Origin of the sequence: Cyclobacterium sp., assembly GCF_014762705.1 — a bacterium.
Taxonomy (GTDB): Bacteria; Bacteroidota; Bacteroidia; order Cytophagales; family Cyclobacteriaceae; genus Cyclobacterium.
This window is the reverse complement of sequence record NZ_JABURL010000046.1, coordinates 125,130-148,695: the sequence shown is the minus strand read 5'-3', so window position 1 is coordinate 148,695 and position 23,566 is coordinate 125,130. Positions and strand designations below refer to the sequence as shown.

Sequence of the window (23,566 nt, the reverse complement as noted above, 5' to 3'; positions counted from 1 at the left end):
TAAAAAGGAGGGGTGGCTTTTATTTTGTCGATTAAATGATTTAATTTAAAAATAGTTAACCCATAAAATAGGATTTTCCGTTTTAAACGTAATATGGCAGCGGCATTTATTAAAATTTATCCTGAAAACCCCGATCCGAGAAGGATACAGCAGGTAGTCGATGTCCTGAGGCAGGGTGGTGTGATCATTTATCCCACCGATACCATTTATGGAATGGGCTGCGATATTTTTAATCAAAAGGCCATAGAAAGAGTATGTTTGATCAAGGGAGTCAAACCAAAAAAGCAGAATTTTTCGTTTATATGTTACGACCTGAGTAATATTTCCGAATATACCAGGGCTTTAAGTACGCCGGTATTTAAAATAATGAAAAAAGCGCTGCCAGGGCCTTTTACTTTTATTTTGGACGCCAATAATAAGGTACCTAAAATACTGAATAACAAAAAGAAAACTATAGGAATCAGGGTGCCTGATCACAGTATTCCACGTACCCTCGTGAAAGAACTGGGACAACCCATACTGACAACCTCTATCAGAGACGAAGATGATGTGATTGAATACAGTACCGATCCGGAATTGATTTATGAGAAGTTCAAGGATCTGGTGGACATAGTAATAGACGGGGGATATGGAAACAATGTGGCCTCCACAGTCGTTGATTGTACAGGAGAGAAGATTGAAGTATTGAGGGAGGGTTTGGGCAAATTGAGTGAAATTATTTAAGGAAAATCAAATTTCCTTTGTCTGAATAATTTCTTAAACCTAACTTACAGCAAACGGAAGAAAATGAATAAAACCTTTCCGGTAGTTGTTTCTGATTCGCTCTATTTGCCACCCTTATCTTATTTCATAGCGGTAAAAGCTTGTAAAGAATTAATAATTCCATCAGATGAGCCAGTATTAAGACAATCTTATGTAAATAAAGCGGAAGTTTTGTTGGCAAATAAAACCGAAGTACTGAGTGTTCCGGTTTTTGGGATCAGAAAAAAGCAGGAAATCAGGGATGTCAGAATCGATTACAATCAAAAATGGTTGAATGTTCATTTGAGGGGACTTCAAAGTGCTTATGGTAAGGCCCCTTTTTTTGAATATTTTTATTCTGACCTGGAGCATGTATATTTACGAAAGCATGCCTTCCTAATAGATTTAAATCGGGAATTACTGACACTTTGTCTTAAATTCCTGGGCTGGCATGTCAGGTTGATAGTCAGTGAAAAAAAAGAGGTGAAAGGGACGGACAGGGATATTAGGGGGCTGATTCATCCCAAGAGGCCGATTAACAGGGATAAAGTATATTTTCCCTATGCCTATCAGCAAATATTTGGCGTAAACTTTGTTCCTAATTTGTCTATTGTGGATTTGTTGTTCTGCGAGGGGCCTATGGCGGAAACCATTTTGAACCGATCAGAAAAAAGTAATTGAACAATATGTAAAAGTATTGTGTTTTTAAAACAAATTTGATAACATTAATCAAATATTCGAAATAATACCATAACAAAGGATATAATGGAAGCAAAATTTTCAAACAGAGTTAAAGAGGTGATCTCCCTCAGTCGCGAAGAAGCTTTGCGATTGGGACATGATTACATCGGTACAGAGCACCTCTTGTTAGGAATGATCCGTGAAGGTGAGGGAGTGGCTGTTTCCATTCTTAAAAAGCTTGGCGTTCCTTTGGATGAATTGAGAAATTCTGTAGAGAGGGCGGTAAAAGGTACGGCCAACCATAATGTTAAAAATCTGGCGAATATCCCTTTGACCAGACAGTCTGAGAAGGTGCTAAAAATTACCTACCTGGAGGCTAAAATATTCAAAAGCCAGCTGATTGGCACGGAGCATTTGCTGCTTTCAATTTTGAGAGATGAGGACAATATAGCTACTCAAATATTACAAAAATTTGATGCTACCTATGACTCTGTTAAAGAAATGCTGGAATTTCAGACGGATCAATCTCCCAGATCAGGAACTGAAGCAGACGATTCCGATGAGGAAGGATCCAAATTGTTTGGTGCTTCTGGCGGATCATCTGGTACATCTAAGGGCAGCACTGAAAAATCCAGAACCCCGGTGCTGGACAATTTTGGACGGGACCTGACCCGAATGGCTGAGGAGGATAAATTAGACCCTATTATAGGTAGGGAAAAAGAAATTGAAAGGGTTGCTCAGATCCTTTCCAGAAGAAAGAAAAACAATCCTATTCTTATAGGTGAGCCCGGAGTGGGTAAGACCGCTATTGCAGAAGGTCTGGCCCTTAGGATCATCCAAAAGAAAGTTTCCAGAGTTCTTTTTAATAAGAGAGTGGTTACTTTAGATCTTGCATCTCTGGTGGCGGGTACCAAATACCGTGGTCAGTTTGAAGAGCGTATGAAAGCAGTGATGAATGAATTGGAGAAGTCTCCAAATGTCATTCTTTTCATTGATGAGCTACACACCATTGTTGGGGCTGGAGGGGCAAGCGGCTCCCTTGATGCTTCCAATATGTTCAAACCGGCACTGGCCAGAGGTGAAATACAATGTATTGGTGCCACCACCCTGGATGAATATCGACAGTACATTGAGAAAGATGGGGCTCTTGCAAGGAGGTTTCAGATGGTGATGGTCGACGCTACCTCTCCTGAAGAAACGGTTCAAATCCTGGAGAATATTAAGGACAAGTATGAGGACCATCACAATGTAAATTATACTCCCGAGGCCATACAGGCTTGCGTAAATCTTTCAGACAGGTACATCTCAGATCGGTTTTTGCCGGACAAAGCTATTGATATTCTGGATGAGGCCGGAGCAAGGGTTCATATCAATAATATCCATGTTCCTGAGAATATTCTCAAACTGGAAGAAGAAGTAGAAAAAATCAAGGTGGAGAAAAACCGCGTTGTCAAAAGCCAGAAATACGAAGAAGCAGCCCAACTCAGGGACAAGGAGAAAAAACTCCTTGAGCAACTGGAGAACGCGAAAGCCAAGTGGGAAGAAGAAAGTAAGACCAAAAGATATACGGTAGAAGAAGACAACGTGGCGGAAGTGATAGCCATGATGACCGGTATACCTGCCAGGCGAATTGCCCAAAATGAAGGAGCTAAGCTGCTTAATATGGGTGAAGAGCTGAAGGGGAAAGTAGTAGGTCAGGAAGAGGCAATCAAAAAACTTACCAAGGCCATTCAAAGGACAAGGGTAGGCCTTAAAGATCCTAAAAAGCCTATTGGTTCCTTCGTATTTCTTGGACCTACAGGAGTAGGTAAAACAGAACTTGCCAAAATGCTGGCCATCTACCTTTTTGACAAGGAGGATTCCCTGATACGCATAGATATGTCAGAATATATGGAAAAATTCTCTGTTTCCAGACTGGTAGGAGCCCCTCCGGGTTATGTGGGATATGAAGAAGGTGGACAGTTGACAGAGAAAGTAAGGAGAAAGCCTTATTCCGTGGTATTGTTGGATGAGATAGAAAAAGCGCATCCGGATGTTTTCAATATCCTGTTGCAGGTTTTAGATGATGGGGTCCTTACAGACGGATTGGGTCGTAGGGTTGATTTTAGAAATACGATCATCATTATGACTTCTAATATTGGTGTCAGAGACCTGAAGGATTTCGGTGCTGGTATCGGATTTGCATCCAAAGCCAAGGAAGAGAACATGGATGAGGTAATGAAATCAACCATTCAGAATGCCCTTAAAAAAGCATTTAGTCCTGAGTTTCTAAACAGATTGGACGATGTGGTAATATTCAATTCCCTTACCAAGGAACATATCCATCAGATCATAGACATCAATCTTAAAAAATTGTTTGCCAGAATTACTGACCTGGGATATGTCATTGAATTGACAAATGAGGCCAAAGATTTCCTATCCGAAAAAGGCTATGACAAGCAATATGGGGCCAGACCGCTCAACAGAGCCATCCAAAAATACCTGGAGGATGCACTGGCCGAGGAAATCCTGAAAGGTGAACTTTCAGACGGCGATGTAATAATAGCTGATTACTCAGGAAGTGGTGATGCTTTGGATATCAGAGTAACTAAAAAAGAGAAAGCTGATTAACAACAACCGATATTAATTCGGTGCATAACCCATAAAAGGGAGGCAAATTTTGTCTCCCTTTATTTTTTAGGAACAGGATTTGTAATGACTGTTTAGGAATAAAACCCAAAACATCAATTCATCGTATCTTTATTGTTTTCGGAGTTTAAATACCTGTTTAAAAGGCATTAATTTTTATTCAAGATACAAAAACATATATTTGTAAATTAAATTTAATGATTTGGCCCTTGTTGTTTTTGGTTTTTCTAAAAGTGATGTTTGCATTAAACTTATGCTGGTATGAGATTTTTTATTGAGATGCTTTTGAAGGTATTATTTCTTTTTTCTATCATACCTTTTTTGCTTTCTGAGAAACTACAAAAGAAATATGATCTGAGAATTAACCCACAGGTGGAATACACCATTTTTTCAGGACCTCAGAAAATCAAACAAATCGAAGAAAGCTTTATTGATGAAACCAGTGGTATGGCCATTTCACAAAAATATCCTGGACGTATTTTTGTTCACAATGACAGCGATGGTGCTCCGGAAATTTATGTGCTGGACACCTTAGGCCAATACCTGGGTTCCATCAAGCTTGAAGGGGTACACAACAGGGACTGGGAAGATATGGCTATCGGGCCAGGACCAATTGCAGGAAAATCGTATCTGTATATTGGTGATATTGGTGATAATTTCAGTAAGCATGAGGAATTGATCGTTTATAGGATTCCCGAGCCAAAAGACCTGGACCTGAAGGAAAAACTCAATGTTGTTCCAGAAAAAATAATTTTGGCCTATCCTGACGGAAGTAAGGATGCAGAAACCTTGCTTGTAGATCCATTGTCAGGTGACTTGTATGTATTGTCTAAAAGGGATGCCAGCAATACCCTGTACAAAGTGGATGCGGACCAGCTGATCAATGGAGAAAAAGTGACCATGGAAAAAGTGATGCAGCTTCCAATTACCCTTTCCGTAGGAGGTGATATTTCCGCTGATGGAACCCAGATAGTCATCAAAAACTATTGGGTGGTTTATTATTGGGCCCGGAATCCAGGTGAATCTCTGGCAGAAACTTTGCAGCGGCAACCTAGATTACTACCTTATGAGCCTGAACCTCAAGGGGAAGCCATTGCTTTTACGCCTGATGGACAAGCCTATTATACACTAAGTGAAAAAAAATTGCGGGTAGAACCGGTACTTTATCGTTATGACAAAGTATTGAAAACCGATTGATCCACCCTACCATTGATATATTTGCTAAATAACTAATATTCAATAATTTGTGGAAAATTGTGTCATCCGGGCAGCTTCTTTTTACAAATAGGTAATTCTAACGGACATGAAAATCCCATTTTTTAATAGGTGCTGAAAATTTACACCATAACCCTATATTCAACTCACCAAGAAAGTGTAAAACCTGAAGGGTCTTCGGATTTCAGAATGTGCTTTCCTTAATTTTACGTTTTAGGGCTTACTGCCCATTTCTAATTTCAATATTCCCCCACTTACCAACGCATCATGGCGGATGCCTATATCCTTAATTTCATTACCATTGAAAGTTTTACCTTGGATATAAAAATGGTCGGGCCGGTTGTTTTCTGCCTGAATCGTAAAGGTATCCCCGGAATAATAATCCGGATGTAAGTGAATCACCGCTTTATCAAAAATAGGGCTTCCCAATTCATAAATGGGGTTTTCTTCCGTTCCGGCATTCATTTGAAACAGGCCTAACTTCATCAATACCGCCAGTGAACCCATCAAGCCCTGATCTTCATCCCCATTGTATCCCAAATGCGGCGTCAGGGCTGAAAAGGCTTTATCCAGCACTTTTCTGGTCCAATACTGGGTCAAATCCGGACGGTCCAGGTAATTGAATACATAAGCCATTTGCATGGAAGGTTGGTTTCCATAGTTCACCGGGATGCGCCGGTATTCCGGATGGGTTTCTACTGCATGTGAAGTTCCGGAAGTGAAACCCAGTTTTTCTGCCTCCTCAAACTGCCGGTTAAGTTTGACTGCTGCTTTTTCCTTTCCGCCCATTAACCGGGCCAGTCCGGGAATGTCATGAGGTACAAACCAGGTAAACTGGGCTCCATTGGCTTCCACAAAGCCCTTTCCATAGTCATACGGATCGTAGGGTTCCATCCATTGTCCTTTTTCGTCTTTGGGGCGCATCCAGCCGGATTGAGCATCATATACGTTTTTATAATTTTGCGAGCGCTTCAAAAACAATGCTTCATCTGCCCGTTTGCCCAAGGCCCTGGATAGCTGCGCTAAGGTCCAGTCCTGATAGCTGTATTCCAGCGTCTGGCCGGCACCTTGTTCGTGCCCGCCAAATCTACCCCTGGGGTTGGGATAGGGGACATATCCTTTACTCATATAATCTTCCACATTGCCACCCTTGGCCGTTTGATGTTCATAACCTGATTTGCTCATCATACCGCCCGGGAGGTGGTTTTTTTTCAATCCCTCGTAGGCAGTTGCTATATCGAAGCCCCGGATACCTTTTTGGTACAAGCCTACAAAGAAGGGGGTAGACGAGGCCCCTGTCATTACATAGGTATAGTTGCCACCGGAAGGTCCTCTGGGTATCAGTCCCCCATCCCTGTAATATTGAACAAAACTGTTGGCAAACTCCTCGGCAATATCCGGATAGACCAGTGCCCATAAAACAGCGATGGTCCATTGGGCTCCCCAGAAAGAATCTGAATTAAAATGTCTGAACAAGGGCTTTCCTTTATCGTCCAAAGGCAACTGTCCAATACGGAAAGTATTTCCTGTAAGATCCGGATATGCCCCATTCACATCACTGATGGTCCTGCGGCCCTGCAACGCTTTCCAAAGATCGGTGTAAAATCTTTTTTGCTGTGTTTCGGTATTGCCTTCGATTTGAATCCTTGCCAATAATTCATTCCAAACTTCCCGGGTATCGGCTACTACCTGGTCAAAATCCCAATGGGGAATTTCGGTCAACAAGTTTTCCAAGGCATTATCCGGATGGGTATAGGAAAGGCCTACTTTCATTTGTATCGGATTTCCCTGGTTTTCACCAAAACCTACAATGATATGCGGTAGACTATCGTGCGCAGTCCAGCTTTTAATATCATGGTCAAATACCACCTGAAAGCGAACGGTAATGGGCTTGGGCCTTCGCGATGTGGGGGAATTGGTGATTTGACCCTCTAATTTCCGTTTGCCAGTTTGTTTTAGCTGCCCATCCACCATGGAGCTGGGGCCCAAAATACCGCCCAGGTGAAACAATACTCCGGATTGTTTTCCGGTGGGAAAGCGGTAACGGTGCATGCCTACCCGATGGCTGGCTGTGAGTTCCGCATCTATTTCATACCGGTCTAAAAATACTTTGTGGTAACCTGCCTTGACAGTTTCCTTTTCATGACTGTAGGAAGTATAGTAGTCTGCAATCAGTTTTTCCGGAGCCTCGGTGTAGCTTACAGGCATCACGGAAACACCGGAAAGTTGCCAGGCATGGATATGGCTAAATCCTTTAATGGTATCGGCATCATACCGGTAACCGCTGTTCCATGCGCCGTCTATTTCATGATCGGGACTGAGATTGACCATACCAAATGGCCGGGTTGCCGAACTGAAATAAAACCAACGGGAATTGGCAGCGTCGAGCATAGGGTAAACCAGGTCTACCGGCTGGGGATCAGGTTTGACCTGAAAAGAGAAAAGGGGGAGTAAGCAAAGTAGAAAGTATATCCGGAAAATAGATGTTTGCATGTTGTTCAAATTTTATGATGAGGAATTGCCGGATAAATTCAACTGCCAGTTCCAGCTGTCTCTGAGGGCATCTTCCAGATTGAAGCGGGCAGTCCAGCCCAATTCATGGTTGATTTTTTCAGTGTCTGCCCAGACCTTTACCACATCTCCGGGTCTTCTGGGGCCTACGGTGTAGTTTAGTGGTTTGCCACTTACCTTTTCGAAGGTCTCGATCACTTCCAGAACGGTATTTCCTTTTCCTGTCCCTACGTTAAACCAATCATAAAAAGGAGATTTTTTATCCTTAAGGTAAGTAATGGCCTTAACATGGGCCTCAGCCAGATCCATCACGTGAATATAGTCCCGGACGCAGGTTCCGTCAGGAGTATCATAATCATTTCCGAAAACAGTCAATTCTTTACGTATACCAGCTCCCGTTTGGGTGACGAAAGGAACCAGATTGGAAGGCACCCCAATGGGCAACTCCCCAATATGTGAAGATGCATGAGCTCCGATGGGATTAAAATAACGTAAGGCAATGGCCGAAAGCCTGGCCTTACTTTTCACCTGGTCGGATAAAATATCCTCACAGATTTTTTTGGTATTGCCATAGGGGCTTTCCGCATCTTTTCTTGGAGTAATTTCCTTGACCGGGAGCTGGTCAGGTTGTCCATATACCGTGCAGGACGATGAAAAAACCAGGTTTTCTACCCCATGCTTTTCCATGGTCTCCAAAAGAACCAGCAAGGAATTGATGTTGTTTTTGTAATATTTTATGGGCAATTGGGTGCTTTCTCCCACGGCTTTAAAAGCGGCAAAATGGATTACACCGGATAACTGATTTTCGGTGAATATTTTGTCCATCAGGATAACATCATTGCAATCCCCTTCATAGCAAGGGGTTTCTTTTCCGGTGATTTTTTTCAGGCCGTCCAGGGCACTTTTTTCAGAATTTGAAAAATCATCAATGATGATGGGTTGGTATCCAGCCTCGTACAAGGCTACGGCGGTATGGGAACCGATATATCCTGCCCCCCCGGTGATTAAAATTTTTTCCATGACCAAAGATAAAGTTTAATCCATATGCTGGAAAATAAACGGAATGAAAAAATGGTAAATGTTATAGATCAATCGCTGGAGGCTTATTGAGACAGGAATCCTTTTTATTATCATTTACTTTATTTAACTTTGCAGGCTGAAAGGAGGTGTATTATATGATCGTAGTTAACGTAAAAGAGAACGAATCAATTGAAAAGGCGCTGAAGCGTTTCAAGAAGAAGTTTGACAAGACCGGAGTCATCCGGGAATTGAGAAGCAGGCAGCATTTCGAAAAGCCTTCTATTACAAGGAGAACGGAAGTGATAAAAGCCGCTTACAAACAAAGGATGCAGGAACAGGAAGGAAAATAACAAATCCTTTCTTTTTCATAAAAGTAATGAGCATATTGGTGTATTAAATCACCGATATGCTTTTTTCATTTATAAGCTTCCTGGAAAACGAAAAAAGGGCCAGTCCACATACGGTATTGGCCTACAAAAGAGATCTGGAAACCTTTATGGATTTCCTCCGCACTGCTTTTGAAATGGAACAGGCAGAGGAAGCCAGCCACGCTGAAATAAGAGCCTGGATGGTAGACCTGATTGAAGAAGGGCATTCGGTAGCCACGGTTAACCGTAAAATGGCCACATTGCGGTCTTTTTATAAATTTTTATTGAAATCCGAAATAATCAGCAGGGACCCGACTTTTAAGATCCAATCCCTTAAAGAGGGCAGGAAACTTCCAGCTTTTATACAGGAAAAGGAGATGCAGGATCTACTCCGGGAAGCCAATTTCGAGTCCGATTTTGATGGGCAAAGAGACCGCATGGTCATGGAGATCCTTTACCTCACTGGAATGCGATTGTCAGAATTAATCGGTTTACGCTGGGCTGCTGTGGACCTGGTAAATGCCCAATTAAAAGTATTGGGAAAAGGGAAAAAATACCGAATCATTCCGATTTCAACAGGCCTTCAAAAAAATATTATTTCATATAAAAAAGTATTTGAAGAAACATTTTCATTAATAGACGGAAATGATTATTTTATCGTTAAATTAAACAGGGAAGCAGCTTATCCCATGATGATTTACCGGATTGTCAGGAAATACCTTGAAATTTTTGTTCAGACCACCAAAAAGAGTCCCCATTTAATGAGACATACTTTTGCTACCCATTTGCTTAATAAAGGAGCTGACCTCAATGCGGTCAAAGATCTTTTGGGTCATTCAAGTCTTGCCGCTACCCAGGTTTACACCCATAATTCTATCGAGAAACTTAAGGCTGTGTATGAACAGGCACATCCTAAAGCGTAAATAAAAGTCAAACTTTTAAACATTGATTACTATGAAATTACAAATGCATTCAATTCATTTCGACGCCGATCAGAAATTGATCAACTTTATCCAGAAGAAGGCTGATAAACTGGATACCTACTATGATCAGATCATTGACGGAGAGGTTTTTATGAGGCTGGATAAAAATGACAGAAGTGAGAATAAAATCGTGGAAATCAAACTGAATGTACCCGGAAAACAACTTTTTGCGAAAAGTCAGAACGACTCCTTTGAAGCAGCTGCAGATGATGCCATTGAGGCATTGCGAAGGCAGATAAAAAAATACAAGGAAAAACTCGTGCTGGCCAAGCAATAGCAACAGACTTTTGTAATACCTTAAAAGCTGCCCCAGGGCAGCTTTTTTTAATGCTATTGAGCTTAGTACATTTCTTGACTCAGTTTACCGGCCGCTTTATTTTTTCTGCCCAATAATATTTTTTTCCCCATCTTAATTTTTCCGCCTCAGTTTCACCGCTCAGAATGGCTGCAATCATCTTGTCCACATATTTGGGGTCCCAATTCAAACTGGCAAGTTGAATGCGGTAGCCATCCGCCGGAAGCCTTTCTTTGTTAGTTTGGTCACAGATAATGTATGGATAGCTGTCAGGAATATCTTCCAGCCTGCTAAAGGTTTTCACTTGCTGCTCTTTGCCCAGGCCGATTCTTATTTTACTGCCATAATGGACATGTCCCAAAAAGGCAATGTGACTTCCATCAGGAATAGGGTTTTTTTCCAGAAAAGTACTGATTTGCCGTCCCTGATGAGGGATAGACAAAGGATGAGAGAGCAGGGATAGATTAAAGAAAATCAATAAAATGGATATTCCTTGCAGCACCATTGGCTGACGGCCTTTAAGGGCCCCTCTGACCAGCATCAAAACTATCAGCAGCCCTGCCACCCATTGGCCAAAAACCCAGGCAGGACTGCCAAGTTCAATGTTGGCAAACAATGCGACTAAAAGTACCAAAGCATTGAGTCCTATAAACAACCAGGTCCAGGAGGCCCATCCCCTTGGGTAGCCATCAGGCCATTTCTTCAATAATATCCAGGCCAGGCCAATGGCTGCCAGAGGAGTCACCGGGAGCAAATACCTTTCATAAAACTTGGAAACCAGTGCCGTCATGAGTATGATGGACAATACCCAAACCAAGATAAACCCTATAAAGACCCGGTTTTCATGGAAGACAGCCAGGGAAGTAGCTTTGATTTTTTTAATTCCAAAAAAGAACCAGGGGAAAAATAAAACCAACATCAGCACCAGGGCGAATACAAAGTGACGGGCAATCAGCCAGATCCTGCTACCTACCCGCATACCAACCTGGTCTTCCAAAAAAGAATTTAGGTAAACCGGGCCAAATTTAAGGTACATGGCCACAAACCAAAACAAGGCAATGAAAATGCCAGTCAGCATGGCAGGAATGTGCATTAAAGTTTTCAAAGGCAGAGGTTTCCAGGGGTTGACCCATAAGTAACCTATGGCAATCAACCCCAGGGCTGCAGCGGGGAGTCCCTTAACTTCAAAAGCCAGACCTATCCCCAGATAAAGCATCCAGAGGTACTTTTTTGGGGCGTCTTTCCCATAGCGAATTAATCCAGCGACTCCCAAAGCGGCGAAGGTCATGAAAAGCGACAATAAGATATCCGGTATGGAGCGGGTACTGCTAAATATAACTACCGGATGGGTTGCGGCTATCCAGGCAGACCATAGTGGAAGTTTTTTATTTGTACTACTCAGACGGGCAATCTGATAGACCAGTGGGATGATGGCTGCTCCGGCCAGAAGGAAAAATATCCGCGAGCCCAGAGCAGAAACCCCAAAGACATTGAAACCGGCAAGCACAAACCAATAGGTAAGAATGGGTTTCTTGAAGCGCAGCATCCCATCGCCCAGATAGGTGGTAAGGAAGTCTCCGTTTTGCATCATCCGGATGGCGGCATCCGTATAGTACATTTCATCCGGGTAGTGCAGGTGGAAGTCCAGGGCAAAAGGACCTATCAATAACAGGAAGGCTACTGTGGGCAGTTGATAGCCCTGGATCCATTTTTGGAGTAAGGTCATGGAGTAAAAATTGGCATGCGCAAAATTAAAAAATTTAAACTTTTGGGAAGATTTTTCTTCCCAAAAGTAAATGACAATTTAAATTTTCACCCTTTTGCCGGATTCTGCCGATTTCAAAATGGCTTCTACGACTTCAATGTCCCGTAAGCCCTCTTCTCCGGGCACCAGTGGTGGCTTGTTTTCAAGAATGGCCAGTGCATCGTCGTCCATTTGATTGGCCTGTTGCCAGGGTACCTGATAGGGGTGGTTGATTTCTCCCAGGGGGCTTTTTCCCTTCACCCCCGCATAGGCAGAGTAAGGTTTCATTTCTATGTTACCCTGCTCACATTCCACTGTCAGGTAATTGATGTTCTCGGCAAAACTGGTTTTGATATCCGCATAAATTTTCCCGGGAAACTCCAGTTTGGCTTCTACTACATCCGCTAAACCATCCTTGTAAATTTCCGGTCGGGTAGAAATGGCTTTGGCCGATACTACCGCTATGGGCTCCATATCTGTTCCCATACGGGCTCCCTGTATGGAATAAACCCCCATATCATAAATTACGCCACCACCCATTTCTTTCTTTTGCTTCCAGTGGTCCGTTCTGTTTTCCGTGTATCCTGCTGCACAATCCACATATTCCACTTTGCCCAGCTTATTTTCCCGGATGATGGACCGGTATTCCTGGGTGTTGGGCTCATGCTGCAGCCGGTAGCCTATGGTCAGTTGTACCTTGTTTTTCTTACAGGCATTGATCATGTTCTGGCATTCCCGGCTGGTAACCGCCATGGGTTTTTCGCACCAGACATGTTTACCTGCTTCGGCAGCCCGGATGGTATATTCCGCATGCATGGACGGGGGCAATACCACATAAACCACATCTATATCCGGATTGTCCGCAATGCTGTCAAAGGTTTGGTAGTTGTAGATGTTTTTCTCCGGGATCTGGTACTTCTCCTTCCACACTTCGGCTTTGGAGGGAGTGCCGGTAACGATACCTGCCAGGTAACAATGTTCCGTTTGTTGAAGTGCCGGGGCCAGCAGGTCGGTGCTGTAATAGCCCAGGCCCACCAGAGCAACGCCGATTTTTTCTTTCTTTTTGCGGGCCAGCAACACATAAGGATTTACCAGAGCAAGGCTGCTTCCCAGCGCCAAGGTTTTGAGGGCATTTCTTCGGGAATGTAAGTTCATCAGGTTTATCTTTTTGGTTTGATCAAATAATAAAGTAAGGTTTAATCATTTTAAATTTGCAGTTAATATAGGGAATTTTAATGGCAGGACAAATATCGGATGCGGTCGAAAGTAGGTCCGAAAAACAGGAATGAAGTTCATGTTTTGGCTGTGCTATTTGTTGCAGCTGCCAAAAAAACGTATTTTCGCCTAAATTTTGAAGTATGGCCCAACCTGAGATTTCTGTAGTTGTTACCATTTTTAACGAAGAAGGTAATATTGCCCCTTTGCTGGAAGCAATTTATCATTCACTGGCATCTATTGATTACGAATTGATACTGGTAGACGATGGCTCCACGGATAGTTCCGTAGATAAAATGAAAGCCCTGACAAACGAAAGGAGCCAAATTTTGATTTTCAACAAAAATTACGGGCAGACAACCGCACTTGCTGCCGGCATTGACCATTCGAAGGGGCAGTATATCGTAACCATGGATGGGGACCTGCAGAATGATCCCAGTGATATTCCCATGATGCTGGACATGGCCAAAAAAGAAGACTGGGATGTGGTGGCCGGGAGAAGGGCCAACAGACAGGATGGTTTTGTGCTTCGGAAATTGCCTAGTAAAATCGCCAATTGGCTGATCAGGCATACCACCAAGGTGTACCTTTCAGATTATGGCTGTAGCTTGAGGATATACAAAGCACAAATTGCCCAAAACATGGGCTTGTATGGTGAACTGCACCGGTTTATTCCAGTGCTCGCCAAGCACGAAGGCGCCAGGATGACTGAGGTGGATGTCAAACACCATCCACGCATACATGGAGCATCAAAATATGGATTGAGCCGCACCTTTAAAGTAATTGCAGACCTTATCCTGATGCTTTTTTTTCAAAAGTATTTCCAGCGGCCCATCCATATCTTTGGAACCCTGGGTTTGCTTTCGCTGGCCCTGGGAATTTTGGTTAATTTTTATTTATTGGTGGAAAAATTAATGGGGGAGGACATCTGGGGCAGGCCCATATTATTGGTAGGTTCTATTCTGGTGCTTGGAGGTATACAATTGATCACCACAGGCATTGTTGCCGAAATCATTGTCAGGACCTATTTTGAGTCCCAAAATAAAAAAACCTACACCGTGAAAGCAATCCATCAAGGTGGTAAAAAAGAGGATTAAACTTTTACTAAAGATTCTCCTAACTGGAGCTGCCTTGTATCTGGTTTTTAACAAAATTGATACAAAAGCCACCTGGCGTGTCATCCAATCGGCCCATATGGGATGGCTGTTGCTTGCCTGGCTTTTTTTTATTGTCTCAAAAGTTTTCAGTGCTATCAGGCTCAATATTTATTTCAAAGACATAGGTCTGCAAATAACAGAAACAAAGAATCTAAAGCTCTATGCCATAGGTATGTTTTACAACCTGTTTCTGCCGGGTGGGATTGGCGGAGATGGCTACAAAGTATATTTGCTCAACAAGTTGCACCAAAAGCCAGTAAAGCAGTTAATCAATTGTGTTTTGCTGGACAGGGGGAATGGCCTGGCAGTATTGCTATGGTTGATGTTTGCGTTGATGCTGTTTGTCAATATCCGACTGGACTTCTTCCTTTCGTTTTATTGGTTGGGATGGCTTGGCCTGGTATTGCTGCCGTTTGGGTTTTATCTGGTCATGTTTTTGTTTTTCAGGTCATTTATGGGATCCATTCCATCCAGCACAGGATATTCCTTTCTCAACCAGGTATTGCAACTCTTCAGTGCCTTTTTTATACTAATGAGTTTAGGGGTGGGGCAGCAGTATATCCCTTACCTTTTTGTGTTTCTGGTGTCCAGCACCGTCTCTGTCCTGCCCTTGACCATAGGTGGGGTGGGAGCAAGGGAATTGGTATTTGTATTGGCACACGATTATGTGGGGATTAACGAGAATGTGGCGGTAGCATTTAGCCTTTTGTTTTTTTTGGTGACGGTAATGACCTCAGTCAGTGGTGTTTTTTTTAAGTACAGAGAATAGAAAGAAATTTTTCGTGGTAGGGCTGTAGCATTCCGGGACCTTGTCTCGTATGGAGGACAATGAGCGCTCATTTGTTTTAGTTAACCATAAAAAAATCAAGAAAATGATTACTACGCTTAGAAAAATTACGCTTTTATTAGGTTCGGGCTTGCTTATGATAAATTTGGTGGGTTGCAATGAGGATGAGGAACCCTGTACCGACCAAACCTTGGAACCATTGCGCTTGATAGTTACCGATACGGATGATAATAACTTGCTTGATGAAGATTCAGATTACGAATTAGCAGATTTCAAGCTTTATTATCAGGATGGCTCCGATTGGGTTGAACTTACTGTAGAGCTTGACGAAACCTCTGCAGAGCTGCCTTTTATTGAATCCATGGAAGCTGCCGAAGAAAGCCTGGAGGGCAATACGGAATTTCAATTGGTATTGGCCGAAGACGAGTCGGTAACCTTTGATTTTGTAGTTACCATGTCTGATACCAGCGGTTGTGATGTGTATACCTATGAAGCGACTGATACGGATGGAGAAGACCTGGAACAGCCTGCTGATGGAACGCCAAAACCGTATATCATTAAGATTGATCTGGAAACAGCATAATAAAATTTTTGGAGTCAAGACTACCTTTCCTTTTCAGGGAAAGGTAGTTTTAATCTCGGGGAGCGGTATTGAGGCCCGTGCTATTTTTGAGAAATCAAGGCATATTTTTTTTAGGTAAAAAAAATTGTGCGACTTTTGAGATATTAACCACCATATAAGCTGGCTTAAAAATGTATCAATACGACTATCCCCGACCTGCCCTGAGTACCGATGCTGTTGTCCATGATGTACTTGAAAACCGGATATTGTTGATTAGACGAAAAAATGAACCTTTTAAGGGTCAATGGGCCCTTCCCGGAGGTTTTGTGGAGGAGTACGAGTTGCCCGCTGATGCCTGCAGAAGAGAGCTGAAGGAGGAAACCAACCTTGATTTGACCGGAGAAAAAATGCTGGGAGTATTCGCCGAAAAGGGCAGGGATCCACGCGGCTGGATGGTAAGTGTATCCTTTTACTTTTCCCTGAAGGAACAGCTTAGCCCAAGGGCAGGATCGGACAGCAGTGAGGCCCTATGGTTTCCGCTTACTGAACTACCGGACCTGGCCTTTGACCACCTCAAAATGGTTCAGGCGGCCGGATTGATTTGATAAAAATAGTCACAAAGGACACCAAGAACGCAAAGGATTATGGAAAGGTGTCTTAATGGATACTTAAGCTAACCTCCAGCCATCGAAACCGGCAGGTAAGAGCACAAATCTAAAATCGATCCAGGATAAATCCCCCTTAATAAGGGGGCAGGGGGATTTTTATATACAATAAGGACAGCGGAGCGGGTAGAAAATAATGGTCACAAAGCACACCAGGAAGGCACCAAGAAACCAAAGGATTTTGGCAGTGGTTTGTAGCGGGCGCTACAGCTATCGTCCCGCCAAGGAAATAATCAGGCAATAGCGCAATTATAGGAAATCAATCGAGGGTGAATTCTCCCTTAAAAAGGGGGATCAAGGGGGATTTTTTTGTACACATTTAGGACCAGAGATTGAAAAAAATAGTCACTAAGGACACGAAGAAGGCGCAAAGCACACAAAGAATTTTGGTAATGGTTGGAAATGGATTCTTAAGCTAACCTCCAGTCACCGAAACCAGCAGGTAAGAGCATAAATATGAAATCGCACCAAGACAAAATCCCTCCGCCGCGGAGGGTTGGGGGGATTTTTTCGTATTATTTTTGATTTCCTTCATTAAACCCCCTGACATTTTTTTTGAAGGGAATTCGTTTTCCTGCTCCAGCACCAGATTTTTCCCATCATAGAGCCTACTTCGAGAAATGGCCCTGAGAAAAATTTCAAAAAAAAACCTGACCGATACGGGTCAGGTTTTTTGATAGGATATATTTTTACCAACGGAATTAACCGATAGATACCCGCTTGAAATCGGATACGGTCAATCCTTTGCTTACGCTGTCCAGGTATTGCGCAATGGTTTGGCTGTTGTCCTTAACAAAAGCCTGGCTCAATAAAGTATTTTCCTTATAGAACTTGTTCAACTTGCCCATGGCAATTTTTTCCAGCATGGCTTCGGGCTTGCCTTCCTGCCTTGCCTGGTCCTTGCCTACTTCAATTTCTCTTTCGATCACGGAAGCATCCACACCGTCTTTGTCCACGGCTACAGGACTCATGGCAGCAATTTGCATGGCCACATCTTTAGCCGCTTCAGAAACGTCTGCACCACCTGTATTGGTCAGGGCCACCAGTACCCCTAATTTACCATTGGAGTGGATATACGGTTCTACTACTTCGCCTGATACTTTTTCCAGATGGGAAACTTCAATCTTTTCGCCGATTTTACCCGTCATTTCGGTGATTTTTTCACCAATGGTAATGCCCTCAAAGGGAAGGGCCATAACGGCATCAATGGAATCTGCATTGGCTTTCACTGCCGCATCCAAAATGGCATTGGCAAAACCGCTGAACTCATCATTTTTGGCAACAAAGTCCGTTTCACAGGTCAGGGATATCAGTGTACCGGTTTTCCCATCGGCACTGACATGTGTGGCTACCACGCCTTCCTTGGTTTCTCTGTCTGCCCTGGAGGCGGATACTTTCTGCCCTTTTTTTCTCAGGATATCAATAGCTTTTTCAAAATCTCCTTCCGCTTCGGTGAGGGCTTTTTTACAGTCCATCATACCGGCGCCGGTCTTTTGTCTCAATTTATTTACCTCTTGTGCAGTAATCGCCATTGGTTTATATATTTTAATGTTGATGTATCAATAGGTATTGACAGTAAAAACAAAAATTGAACAGCAGGCCAGAGCCAGTGTCCAATTTTTGTAAATAAGATGTCAATGTGAATTATTCGTTGGTTTCAGCGTCGGCTGCTTTCTTGGCTTCCTCTTCTTCAGAAAGCTTGGCTTCGTCCTTGTCTTTCTTTCGTTCGGACAAGCCTTCTTCGATGGCAGCGCCAAATGCCTTCACCAGCAATGAAATGGATTTAAAAGCATCATCATTGGCAGGTATGGGAAAATCCACCTCGTTGGGGTTGGAATTGGTATCCACCAGTGCAAATACAGGAATACCTAGTTTTTTGGCTTCCGAAAGGGCAATGTGTTCCCTTTTGATATCTACAATAAAAAGGGCTGCCGGAAGACGGGTAAGATCGGATATACCGCCCAGTACGTTTTCAAGCTTTTCCCGCTGACGGCTGATCATCAACCGTTCTTTTTTCGCCAGGTTGCTGTAAGCATCGTCTTTTGACAATTTGTCAATGGTAGACATTTTCTTCAGGGACTTTCGGATGGTGGCAAAATTGGTCATCATGCCGCCCAGCCACCTTTCGGTAACATAAGGCATTTTCAGCCTTCTGGCTTCCTCTGCTACCAGGTCCTTGGCTTGTTTTTTTGTCGCTACAAACATGACTTTCTTGCCTGAGCGTACGATTTGCTTGATTGCGTTGGATGCTTCTTCAAGGCAAACGAGCGTTTTGTTTAGATCGATGATATGGATCCCATTCTTCTCCATGAAGATATAGGGTGCCATTTTAGGATCCCACTTTCTTGTTAAGTGTCCGAAGTGAACACCAGCATCCAGTAAGTCTTTATATTCTATATTGGCCATTTATAAATATTGATTTGATATTTCGTTTGGGAGAAAAATTCCAAAATTATCGTTTGGAGAACTGGAATCTTCTTCTTGCTTTTCTACGACCAGCTTTCTTACGTTCCACCATTCTTGAGTCACGGGTAAGAAATCCTTCCTTTTTCAGGGGAGTTCGGTGCTCTTCGTTGATTTCACACAAAGCCCTGGATATGGCCATGCGAATCGCTTCTGCCTGACCACTGATACCACCGCCATCAACATTGATGTTGATATCATAGGCACCGTCTTCATTGACCAATGCCAATGGCTGTTTCACCACTATCTGGTGCAACTCAAAGGGGAAATAGGTTTCCAATGCCCTTTTGTTTACGGTGATGTTGCCATTTCCGGCCTTGATGTAAATCCTGGCTACAGATTCTTTTCTTCTTCCGATTTTGTTAATTACTTCCATTTACGGGCTAGCATTAAAGTTTTACTTCTTTTGGTTTCTGAGCACTGTGGGGATGTTCCGAACCGGCGTAAACATACAGATTGGTGTACATTTTTCTACCCAGCCTGCTTTTGGGCAACATGCCTTTTACTGCCTTTTCTACTAAAGTTCTTGGAGCTTTTTCCATCAGGATTTTGGGAGTAGCGATACGTTGTCCTCCGGGATAGCCCGTATGGCGCACATATACTTTTTCATTCCACTTCCTTCCGGTAAGTCTGATTTTTTCGGCATTGATGACAATAACGTTATCACCACAATCCACATGAGGGGTAAAGTTTGGTTTGTGCTTCCCTCTCAACATTTTCGCCACTTCGCTCGCAAATCTGCCCAGTATCTGAGATTGGGCATCCACTACCACCCAATTTTTATCCACCGTGGCATCATTTGCTGATATGGTCTTATAGCTTAAAGTATTCACTGTGTGTAAATGTTTAATTATTAGCTTGTTAAATACATTTCACCCTCAAAAAGGGACACAAAGATAGAAGTAAATTCCATTAATTGCAAAGGAATCTAAAGTTTACTGCCTTATTTTCACAAGAATACGCTTGCAGGATGGGCTCCAATGGGAATTGACATAAGTCCTGGCAGGGTTCCATAAGCTGCCAGGTCTCTCCGCCTATTTCATTTCGCTAAAAAGCAATTCCAAATCTAGTGCAAATCCTTCGATACAATCCGACTTGACAATATCCCCGGAGGTATATAACCTGGATGGTACATACTTGTCTGCTGTAAGTGTATACACCAGCAAGGTCTGCTCATCCGGATGAATGATCCAGTATTCCTTCACCCCACTTTCCTGGTATACCTCATATTTGTATTGGAGTTCCTTTTTGTTGTTTCCCGGGGAGAGGATTTCTACGATCAGTTCCGGGGCACCCAGGCATCCGGCTTCATCCAGCTTTTTCGGATTACAAACCACACAAATATCGGGCTGAACCACGGTAAATATTTCTTCGTTTTTTAATGACTTTACCGGCAGGCGCACATCAAAGGGAGCTTCATAGACTTCACAGGCTTTGCCTTTCAGAAACTGATACAATTCAGTGGCAATGTGCAGGGATATTTTCTGATGCAGTCTTTTGGGAGCGGCATTCATTTTAAAATGCCGTCCTTTGATGATTTCCATCCTATCTTCCAGCTCCCATCGTAGATAGTCTGCATAGGAATAGGGACCGTATTCCGATATGGGTTCTTTTGTGCTGTTGTCTTGATCCTTTTCCATGCTTCAATTTACGAAAAAAATGAAGGTAATGGAATTTGCGCCCTGTAGGAGTTCAAAATGGTAGTCCTGAGTAAGCCGACGCAGGAGGTGCAGCACGGAGTTTTTGTAACCGGATTTTTCTTGCATGAGCTAACCTGCAGTTTACTTCTTCCAATTAGAACCGGCATTGCGAATGTCTCTATTACGTAGTAAGAGCAAATAGGAAGGAGTGGTTCCAAACTCCTATCAAGAAGGGTGAACTTATTTTTAAGATTTTGAGTATATTCGTATATGGAAATCGAAAGAACAACCAAGGAGATTGTCATCCGGGTCCCCTCAGGAACCGACCTGGTGGGGCTTCAACGAATTATCGATTATGTCAAATTCAGAGAGATAGCTTCAAAAAGCAGAGCCAGCCAAAATCAAATAGATAAATTAGCTACAGATTCAAAATCATCCTGGTGGGATAAAAACAAAAGCAAATTTACCAAGTGAATGTGGTGGTTGATACCAATATTGTTTTTAGTGCGCTCCTGAGCCCTAAAGGGGCGATAAGTGATCTTCTTTTCAACTCTGCCGGAATTCTTGATTTCTATTCCCCCACTTTTTTACTAGAAGAACTGGAAAACCACCACCAAAAACTTTTAAATTTATCCCGTTTTTCGGAAGAGGATCTTTCTTATTTGAAAAGAATGGTGCTAAAGAAAATTGAATTAATAGATCTGGCACTGGTAAGTGATTCCATTTGGAAGGCTGCCATGGATATGACGAATCCAATAGATGAGTTTGATGCACCATTTGTTGCTTTGAGCTTGGCTCTTGAAAGTACCCTTTGGACGGGGGACAAAAAGCTTTTAATGGGGTTGCGGCAACAAGAAGTGGATTGGGTCCTGAATACTGCGAATCTTAAGGAAATACGGGATAAACACTAAGTGTTTTAAAATTTTAATGCTCTAGTAACCATGCGATATATCAATTAAATAAAAAAGAATTACTTGAATTCCCAGCTAAGGAAGGGAAATCAACTATCCGGTACTAAACCCAGAGTCCATTAGGGAATAATCCCGGGTAAGTCGACACAGGAGGTGACGCCAGAGCTGACTTGACTGGATATTGCAGCTATTGGTATTAGCTATCTAATGGGTAACCAGAAAAACGGATTTACGCTAATGTCGCTGCCACGCTGGCTCAGGAAATTTGTTGGGGAACAACCCAGAGAAGGATAGATGGGTGAATAAACACTTTGATTCTGGATCTTCTATTACTTATATGGTTCCAATAAATTATGATCAACAATAAAAACCCTTCCATGGTGTTCCTTGTACGGAGTTTCCATCGGGGAAAGCCGGGAAAACAACTAAAACAATAAAAATAATAGAAATCTATTTTTCTTTTGTATTATTTTCCCCATATTATTTTTTATGCATTGGAAAAACCAAAAAAAATGGGAAATAGAATTGCATTGGCAAAGCTTTCCGGGCTTGGCAGGTACCATGCTCTTCTTAATTTTTTTCCCAGGCTGTAAACCGGATACCAGCAATATTCAGATAAGCCACTCAGAGGTACTTACCATGGATATATCGGATTCGGTTTTTACCAACCCAGGAACTATTCAATTGGTGGAATCAGATTCTGCGAACGTATTGTTCCTTTTTAATGGCATCAAAAAGAGCCTTCAATTTTTTGAGTTTCCGGAAGGTAGGCTGCTCCATGAAATCCAGGTACACATGGAAGGGCCTGATAATCTACGCGGCTCCACGGGTGGGACGCTTCTTGCCAAAGATTCCATCTTCTTTACCTTTTCTCCTCCGGCAATAGGCCTGATGAATTTCGATGGAAACCTTTTGTTAAAAAAGGAAATTGAAGATGAACGGCTGAGAATTCCTCTGCTGGAAGCGAATCAAAAAAGGCCTCTTTTTCAGTATCAGAACTCTGTTTTTGGAGCACAGCCCCATTTTAGGGATCACCACAAAATGAATGCTGAAGCGATTTTTGACCACCCCCTGATATACAGTTATGATATGGATGCCGATTCCTTGCGCTGGCACGAGGTTTATTATCCACCGGATTATTGGCAATACGGGAAACGAAGGGCAGACTTTTCCTGGGCGAAACGGGAAGGTAAACTATATCTGGCACCCATATACCACGATGAAATTCAGGTTTTTGATATGCATTCAGGAGAAATAGTCATTCGGAAACCGGTCCCCTCTCCGGGAATCAGCAGCTTTCAGGTTATTAATTCCCTTCCTTCCAGTGCTGCAGAAGCGGATATGGCCCGTTTAATTCACGATCGCTACGGTACCTTGCTTTACGATCCCTACCGGGATGTTTTTTACCGCTTTTTCTTTCCTGGATTCCAGCCGGGAGAGGAATTATCCGCTGAGGACATCAGCAACCTTAACTGGTCCAGACCCTATACGGGGATCACGGTATTTGATAATGAACTGAATGTCCTTGGGCATCACCTTTTTGATTCTTATGAGGTATACGGACATGCCAATCATTTTGTAGGAAAGGAAGGTTTGTATGTCTCGATTAACAATGAATTTCATCCGGATTTTGTTGAAAGTCAATTGAGGTATAAGGTCGTACAATTTGATTTGGAGAAATGATAAGAAGTATTGCGTATTTGATATTTATTTTAGTTACAGGTTTTTTATCAGGCTGCCAGAGTAACCAGGGCAAAGCATATATGGTGCAAATGTGATTGGAAAGAGATTAATATACTTCTTTTGTTATTGTGCTGGACTATGGTTGTCATACTTGTAAGGTTCAGTTTTATGAATATGTCCTTGAAGCATTTCCCGAGCAAAGTGCCATGGTTTTTAAGTGCAAACCAGATCAAGCTACACTTATAAATAACTAGGGCCTTTTTAATAAAGCTTTCGTTTTTATTGATTCGCTTGATA

At 42.7% G+C, this 23,566-nt stretch carries 23 protein-coding genes; 14 read left to right on the top strand and 9 right to left on the bottom strand.

What is annotated here, in order from left to right; all coding sequences use genetic code 11:
* Positions 1-93 precede the first annotated feature (93 nt).
* The 4 genes from HUJ21_RS08540 to HUJ21_RS08525 all read left to right on the top strand — a co-directional run bounded on the left by HUJ21_RS08540 (position 94) and on the right by HUJ21_RS08525 (position 5,247).
* Complete coding sequence (locus HUJ21_RS08540) at positions 94-723, top strand: L-threonylcarbamoyladenylate synthase (RefSeq protein ID WP_291368765.1); 630 nt, start codon at positions 94-96, stop codon at positions 721-723.
* A gap of 63 nt (positions 724-786) precedes the next feature.
* The gene (locus HUJ21_RS08535) at positions 787-1,422 is read left to right on the top strand and encodes a WbqC family protein (protein WP_291368763.1); all 636 of its coding nucleotides are present in this window, start codon (positions 787-789) and stop codon (positions 1,420-1,422) included.
* An 84-nt stretch (positions 1,423-1,506) separates the two neighbouring features.
* On the top strand, positions 1,507-4,032 hold the full coding sequence (locus HUJ21_RS08530; RefSeq protein WP_291368761.1) for an ATP-dependent Clp protease ATP-binding subunit: 2,526 nt from the start codon (positions 1,507-1,509) through the stop codon (positions 4,030-4,032).
* A 279-nt stretch (positions 4,033-4,311) separates the two neighbouring features.
* Positions 4,312-5,247: a hypothetical protein gene (locus HUJ21_RS08525; RefSeq protein ID WP_291368759.1), complete on the top strand. Its 936-nt coding sequence runs from the start codon at positions 4,312-4,314 to the stop codon at positions 5,245-5,247.
* 231 nt (positions 5,248-5,478) lie between these two features.
* Here HUJ21_RS08525 and HUJ21_RS08520 read toward each other — a convergent pair whose 3' ends face one another.
* Complete coding sequence (locus HUJ21_RS08520) at positions 5,479-7,758, bottom strand: GH92 family glycosyl hydrolase (protein WP_291368757.1); 2,280 nt, start codon at positions 7,756-7,758, stop codon at positions 5,479-5,481.
* 12 nt (positions 7,759-7,770) lie between these two features.
* Positions 7,771-8,796, bottom strand: coding sequence for a UDP-glucose 4-epimerase GalE (galE, locus tag HUJ21_RS08515; RefSeq protein ID WP_291368755.1), 1,026 nt, complete (start codon positions 8,794-8,796; stop codon positions 7,771-7,773).
* Between the two features lie 155 nt (positions 8,797-8,951).
* Here galE and rpsU point away from each other — a divergent pair, with 155 nt between their 5' ends.
* Genes rpsU through raiA form a run of 3 tightly spaced genes read left to right on the top strand, consistent with a single transcriptional unit; the run spans position 8,952 to position 10,424 of the window.
* Complete coding sequence (gene rpsU / locus HUJ21_RS08510) at positions 8,952-9,146, top strand: 30S ribosomal protein S21 (protein ID WP_073095989.1); 195 nt, start codon at positions 8,952-8,954, stop codon at positions 9,144-9,146.
* Between the two features lie 56 nt (positions 9,147-9,202).
* Complete coding sequence (locus HUJ21_RS08505) at positions 9,203-10,087, top strand: tyrosine-type recombinase/integrase (RefSeq protein ID WP_291368751.1); 885 nt, start codon at positions 9,203-9,205, stop codon at positions 10,085-10,087.
* Between the two features lie 31 nt (positions 10,088-10,118).
* Complete coding sequence (gene raiA / locus HUJ21_RS08500) at positions 10,119-10,424, top strand: ribosome-associated translation inhibitor RaiA (protein WP_291368749.1); 306 nt, start codon at positions 10,119-10,121, stop codon at positions 10,422-10,424.
* Positions 10,425-10,503: 79 nt separating this feature from the next.
* Here raiA and HUJ21_RS08495 read toward each other — a convergent pair whose 3' ends face one another.
* Both HUJ21_RS08495 and HUJ21_RS08490 read right to left on the bottom strand, forming a co-directional pair.
* A complete protein-coding gene (locus HUJ21_RS08495) occupies positions 10,504-12,168 on the bottom strand; it encodes a phospholipid carrier-dependent glycosyltransferase (RefSeq protein WP_291368747.1) in 1,665 nt (554 codons plus the stop codon).
* A gap of 78 nt (positions 12,169-12,246) precedes the next feature.
* Positions 12,247-13,341 (bottom strand): Gfo/Idh/MocA family oxidoreductase, encoded by a 1,095-nt coding sequence (locus HUJ21_RS08490; RefSeq protein ID WP_291368745.1) that lies wholly within the window; start codon positions 13,339-13,341, stop codon positions 12,247-12,249.
* 203 nt (positions 13,342-13,544) lie between these two features.
* Here HUJ21_RS08490 and HUJ21_RS08485 point away from each other — a divergent pair, with 203 nt between their 5' ends.
* The 4 genes from HUJ21_RS08485 (at position 13,545) to HUJ21_RS08470 (ending at position 16,512) form a co-directional block, all read left to right on the top strand.
* Positions 13,545-14,498 (top strand): glycosyltransferase family 2 protein, encoded by a 954-nt coding sequence (locus HUJ21_RS08485; RefSeq protein WP_291368743.1) that lies wholly within the window; start codon positions 13,545-13,547, stop codon positions 14,496-14,498.
* The gene (locus HUJ21_RS08480) at positions 14,479-15,327 is read left to right on the top strand and encodes a lysylphosphatidylglycerol synthase transmembrane domain-containing protein (protein WP_291368741.1); all 849 of its coding nucleotides are present in this window, start codon (positions 14,479-14,481) and stop codon (positions 15,325-15,327) included. The genes HUJ21_RS08485 and HUJ21_RS08480 overlap by 20 nt, the downstream gene beginning before the upstream one ends.
* A gap of 103 nt (positions 15,328-15,430) precedes the next feature.
* Positions 15,431-15,928: a hypothetical protein gene (locus tag HUJ21_RS08475; protein WP_291368739.1), complete on the top strand. Its 498-nt coding sequence runs from the start codon at positions 15,431-15,433 to the stop codon at positions 15,926-15,928.
* A gap of 170 nt (positions 15,929-16,098) precedes the next feature.
* Positions 16,099-16,512 carry an NUDIX hydrolase gene (locus HUJ21_RS08470; protein ID WP_291368737.1) on the top strand — a complete coding sequence of 138 codons (414 nt, stop codon included), beginning with the start codon at positions 16,099-16,101 and terminating at the stop codon, positions 16,510-16,512.
* A 761-nt stretch (positions 16,513-17,273) separates the two neighbouring features.
* Here HUJ21_RS08470 and tsf read toward each other — a convergent pair.
* From tsf to HUJ21_RS08445, 5 genes are all read right to left on the bottom strand, one after another.
* A complete protein-coding gene (tsf, locus tag HUJ21_RS08465) occupies positions 17,274-18,104 on the bottom strand; it encodes a translation elongation factor Ts (RefSeq protein WP_166143055.1) in 831 nt (276 codons plus the stop codon).
* A gap of 112 nt (positions 18,105-18,216) precedes the next feature.
* Positions 18,217-18,978, bottom strand: coding sequence for a 30S ribosomal protein S2 (gene rpsB, locus HUJ21_RS08460; RefSeq protein ID WP_291368734.1), 762 nt, complete (start codon positions 18,976-18,978; stop codon positions 18,217-18,219).
* A gap of 46 nt (positions 18,979-19,024) precedes the next feature.
* On the bottom strand, positions 19,025-19,411 hold the full coding sequence (gene rpsI / locus HUJ21_RS08455) for a 30S ribosomal protein S9 (protein WP_291368732.1): 387 nt from the start codon (positions 19,409-19,411) through the stop codon (positions 19,025-19,027).
* A 13-nt stretch (positions 19,412-19,424) separates the two neighbouring features.
* The gene (gene rplM / locus HUJ21_RS08450; RefSeq protein ID WP_166143061.1) at positions 19,425-19,868 is read right to left on the bottom strand and encodes a 50S ribosomal protein L13; all 444 of its coding nucleotides are present in this window, start codon (positions 19,866-19,868) and stop codon (positions 19,425-19,427) included.
* Between the two features lie 201 nt (positions 19,869-20,069).
* Complete coding sequence (locus HUJ21_RS08445) at positions 20,070-20,675, bottom strand: Uma2 family endonuclease (RefSeq protein ID WP_291368731.1); 606 nt, start codon at positions 20,673-20,675, stop codon at positions 20,070-20,072.
* Positions 20,676-20,945: 270 nt separating this feature from the next.
* Here HUJ21_RS08445 and HUJ21_RS08440 point away from each other — a divergent pair, with 270 nt between their 5' ends.
* The 3 genes from HUJ21_RS08440 to HUJ21_RS08430 all read left to right on the top strand — a co-directional run bounded on the left by HUJ21_RS08440 (position 20,946) and on the right by HUJ21_RS08430 (position 23,269).
* Positions 20,946-21,149: a hypothetical protein gene (locus HUJ21_RS08440; protein ID WP_291368730.1), complete on the top strand. Its 204-nt coding sequence runs from the start codon at positions 20,946-20,948 to the stop codon at positions 21,147-21,149.
* Positions 21,146-21,586 (top strand): PIN domain-containing protein, encoded by a 441-nt coding sequence (locus tag HUJ21_RS08435; RefSeq protein ID WP_291368728.1) that lies wholly within the window; start codon positions 21,146-21,148, stop codon positions 21,584-21,586. The genes HUJ21_RS08440 and HUJ21_RS08435 overlap by 4 nt, the downstream gene beginning before the upstream one ends.
* Before the next feature lie 489 nt (positions 21,587-22,075).
* Positions 22,076-23,269, top strand: a complete 1,194-nt coding sequence (locus tag HUJ21_RS08430) for a DUF4221 family protein (RefSeq protein ID WP_291368726.1) — start codon at positions 22,076-22,078, stop codon at positions 23,267-23,269.
* Positions 23,270-23,566: the final 297 nt, after the last annotated feature.

What these genes read in the sequence shown, in the direction of transcription:
- HUJ21_RS08540 (WP_291368765.1), top strand. Translation starts at nt 94, where the DNA reads ATGGCAGCGGCATTTATTAAAATTTATCCTGAAAACCCCGATCCGAGA.
- HUJ21_RS08535 (WP_291368763.1), top strand. Translation starts at nt 787, where the DNA reads ATGAATAAAACCTTTCCGGTAGTTGTTTCTGATTCGCTCTATTTGCCA.
- HUJ21_RS08530 (WP_291368761.1), top strand. Translation starts at nt 1,507, where the DNA reads ATGGAAGCAAAATTTTCAAACAGAGTTAAAGAGGTGATCTCCCTCAGT.
- HUJ21_RS08525 (WP_291368759.1), top strand. Translation starts at nt 4,312, where the DNA reads ATGAGATTTTTTATTGAGATGCTTTTGAAGGTATTATTTCTTTTTTCT.
- HUJ21_RS08520 (WP_291368757.1), bottom strand. Translation starts at nt 7,758, where the DNA reads ATGCAAACATCTATTTTCCGGATATACTTTCTACTTTGCTTACTCCCC.
- galE (WP_291368755.1), bottom strand. Translation starts at nt 8,796, where the DNA reads ATGGAAAAAATTTTAATCACCGGGGGGGCAGGATATATCGGTTCCCAT.
- rpsU (WP_073095989.1), top strand. Translation starts at nt 8,952, where the DNA reads ATGATCGTAGTTAACGTAAAAGAGAACGAATCAATTGAAAAGGCGCTG.
- HUJ21_RS08505 (WP_291368751.1), top strand. Translation starts at nt 9,203, where the DNA reads ATGCTTTTTTCATTTATAAGCTTCCTGGAAAACGAAAAAAGGGCCAGT.
- raiA (WP_291368749.1), top strand. Translation starts at nt 10,119, where the DNA reads ATGAAATTACAAATGCATTCAATTCATTTCGACGCCGATCAGAAATTG.
- HUJ21_RS08495 (WP_291368747.1), bottom strand. Translation starts at nt 12,168, where the DNA reads ATGACCTTACTCCAAAAATGGATCCAGGGCTATCAACTGCCCACAGTA.
- HUJ21_RS08490 (WP_291368745.1), bottom strand. Translation starts at nt 13,341, where the DNA reads ATGAACTTACATTCCCGAAGAAATGCCCTCAAAACCTTGGCGCTGGGA.
- HUJ21_RS08485 (WP_291368743.1), top strand. Translation starts at nt 13,545, where the DNA reads ATGGCCCAACCTGAGATTTCTGTAGTTGTTACCATTTTTAACGAAGAA.
- HUJ21_RS08475 (WP_291368739.1), top strand. Translation starts at nt 15,431, where the DNA reads ATGATTACTACGCTTAGAAAAATTACGCTTTTATTAGGTTCGGGCTTG.
- HUJ21_RS08470 (WP_291368737.1), top strand. Translation starts at nt 16,099, where the DNA reads ATGTATCAATACGACTATCCCCGACCTGCCCTGAGTACCGATGCTGTT.
- tsf (WP_166143055.1), bottom strand. Translation starts at nt 18,104, where the DNA reads ATGGCGATTACTGCACAAGAGGTAAATAAATTGAGACAAAAGACCGGC.
- rpsB (WP_291368734.1), bottom strand. Translation starts at nt 18,978, where the DNA reads ATGGCCAATATAGAATATAAAGACTTACTGGATGCTGGTGTTCACTTC.
- rpsI (WP_291368732.1), bottom strand. Translation starts at nt 19,411, where the DNA reads ATGGAAGTAATTAACAAAATCGGAAGAAGAAAAGAATCTGTAGCCAGG.
- HUJ21_RS08445 (WP_291368731.1), bottom strand. Translation starts at nt 20,675, where the DNA reads ATGGAAAAGGATCAAGACAACAGCACAAAAGAACCCATATCGGAATAC.
- HUJ21_RS08440 (WP_291368730.1), top strand. Translation starts at nt 20,946, where the DNA reads ATGGAAATCGAAAGAACAACCAAGGAGATTGTCATCCGGGTCCCCTCA.
- HUJ21_RS08430 (WP_291368726.1), top strand. Translation starts at nt 22,076, where the DNA reads ATGCATTGGAAAAACCAAAAAAAATGGGAAATAGAATTGCATTGGCAA.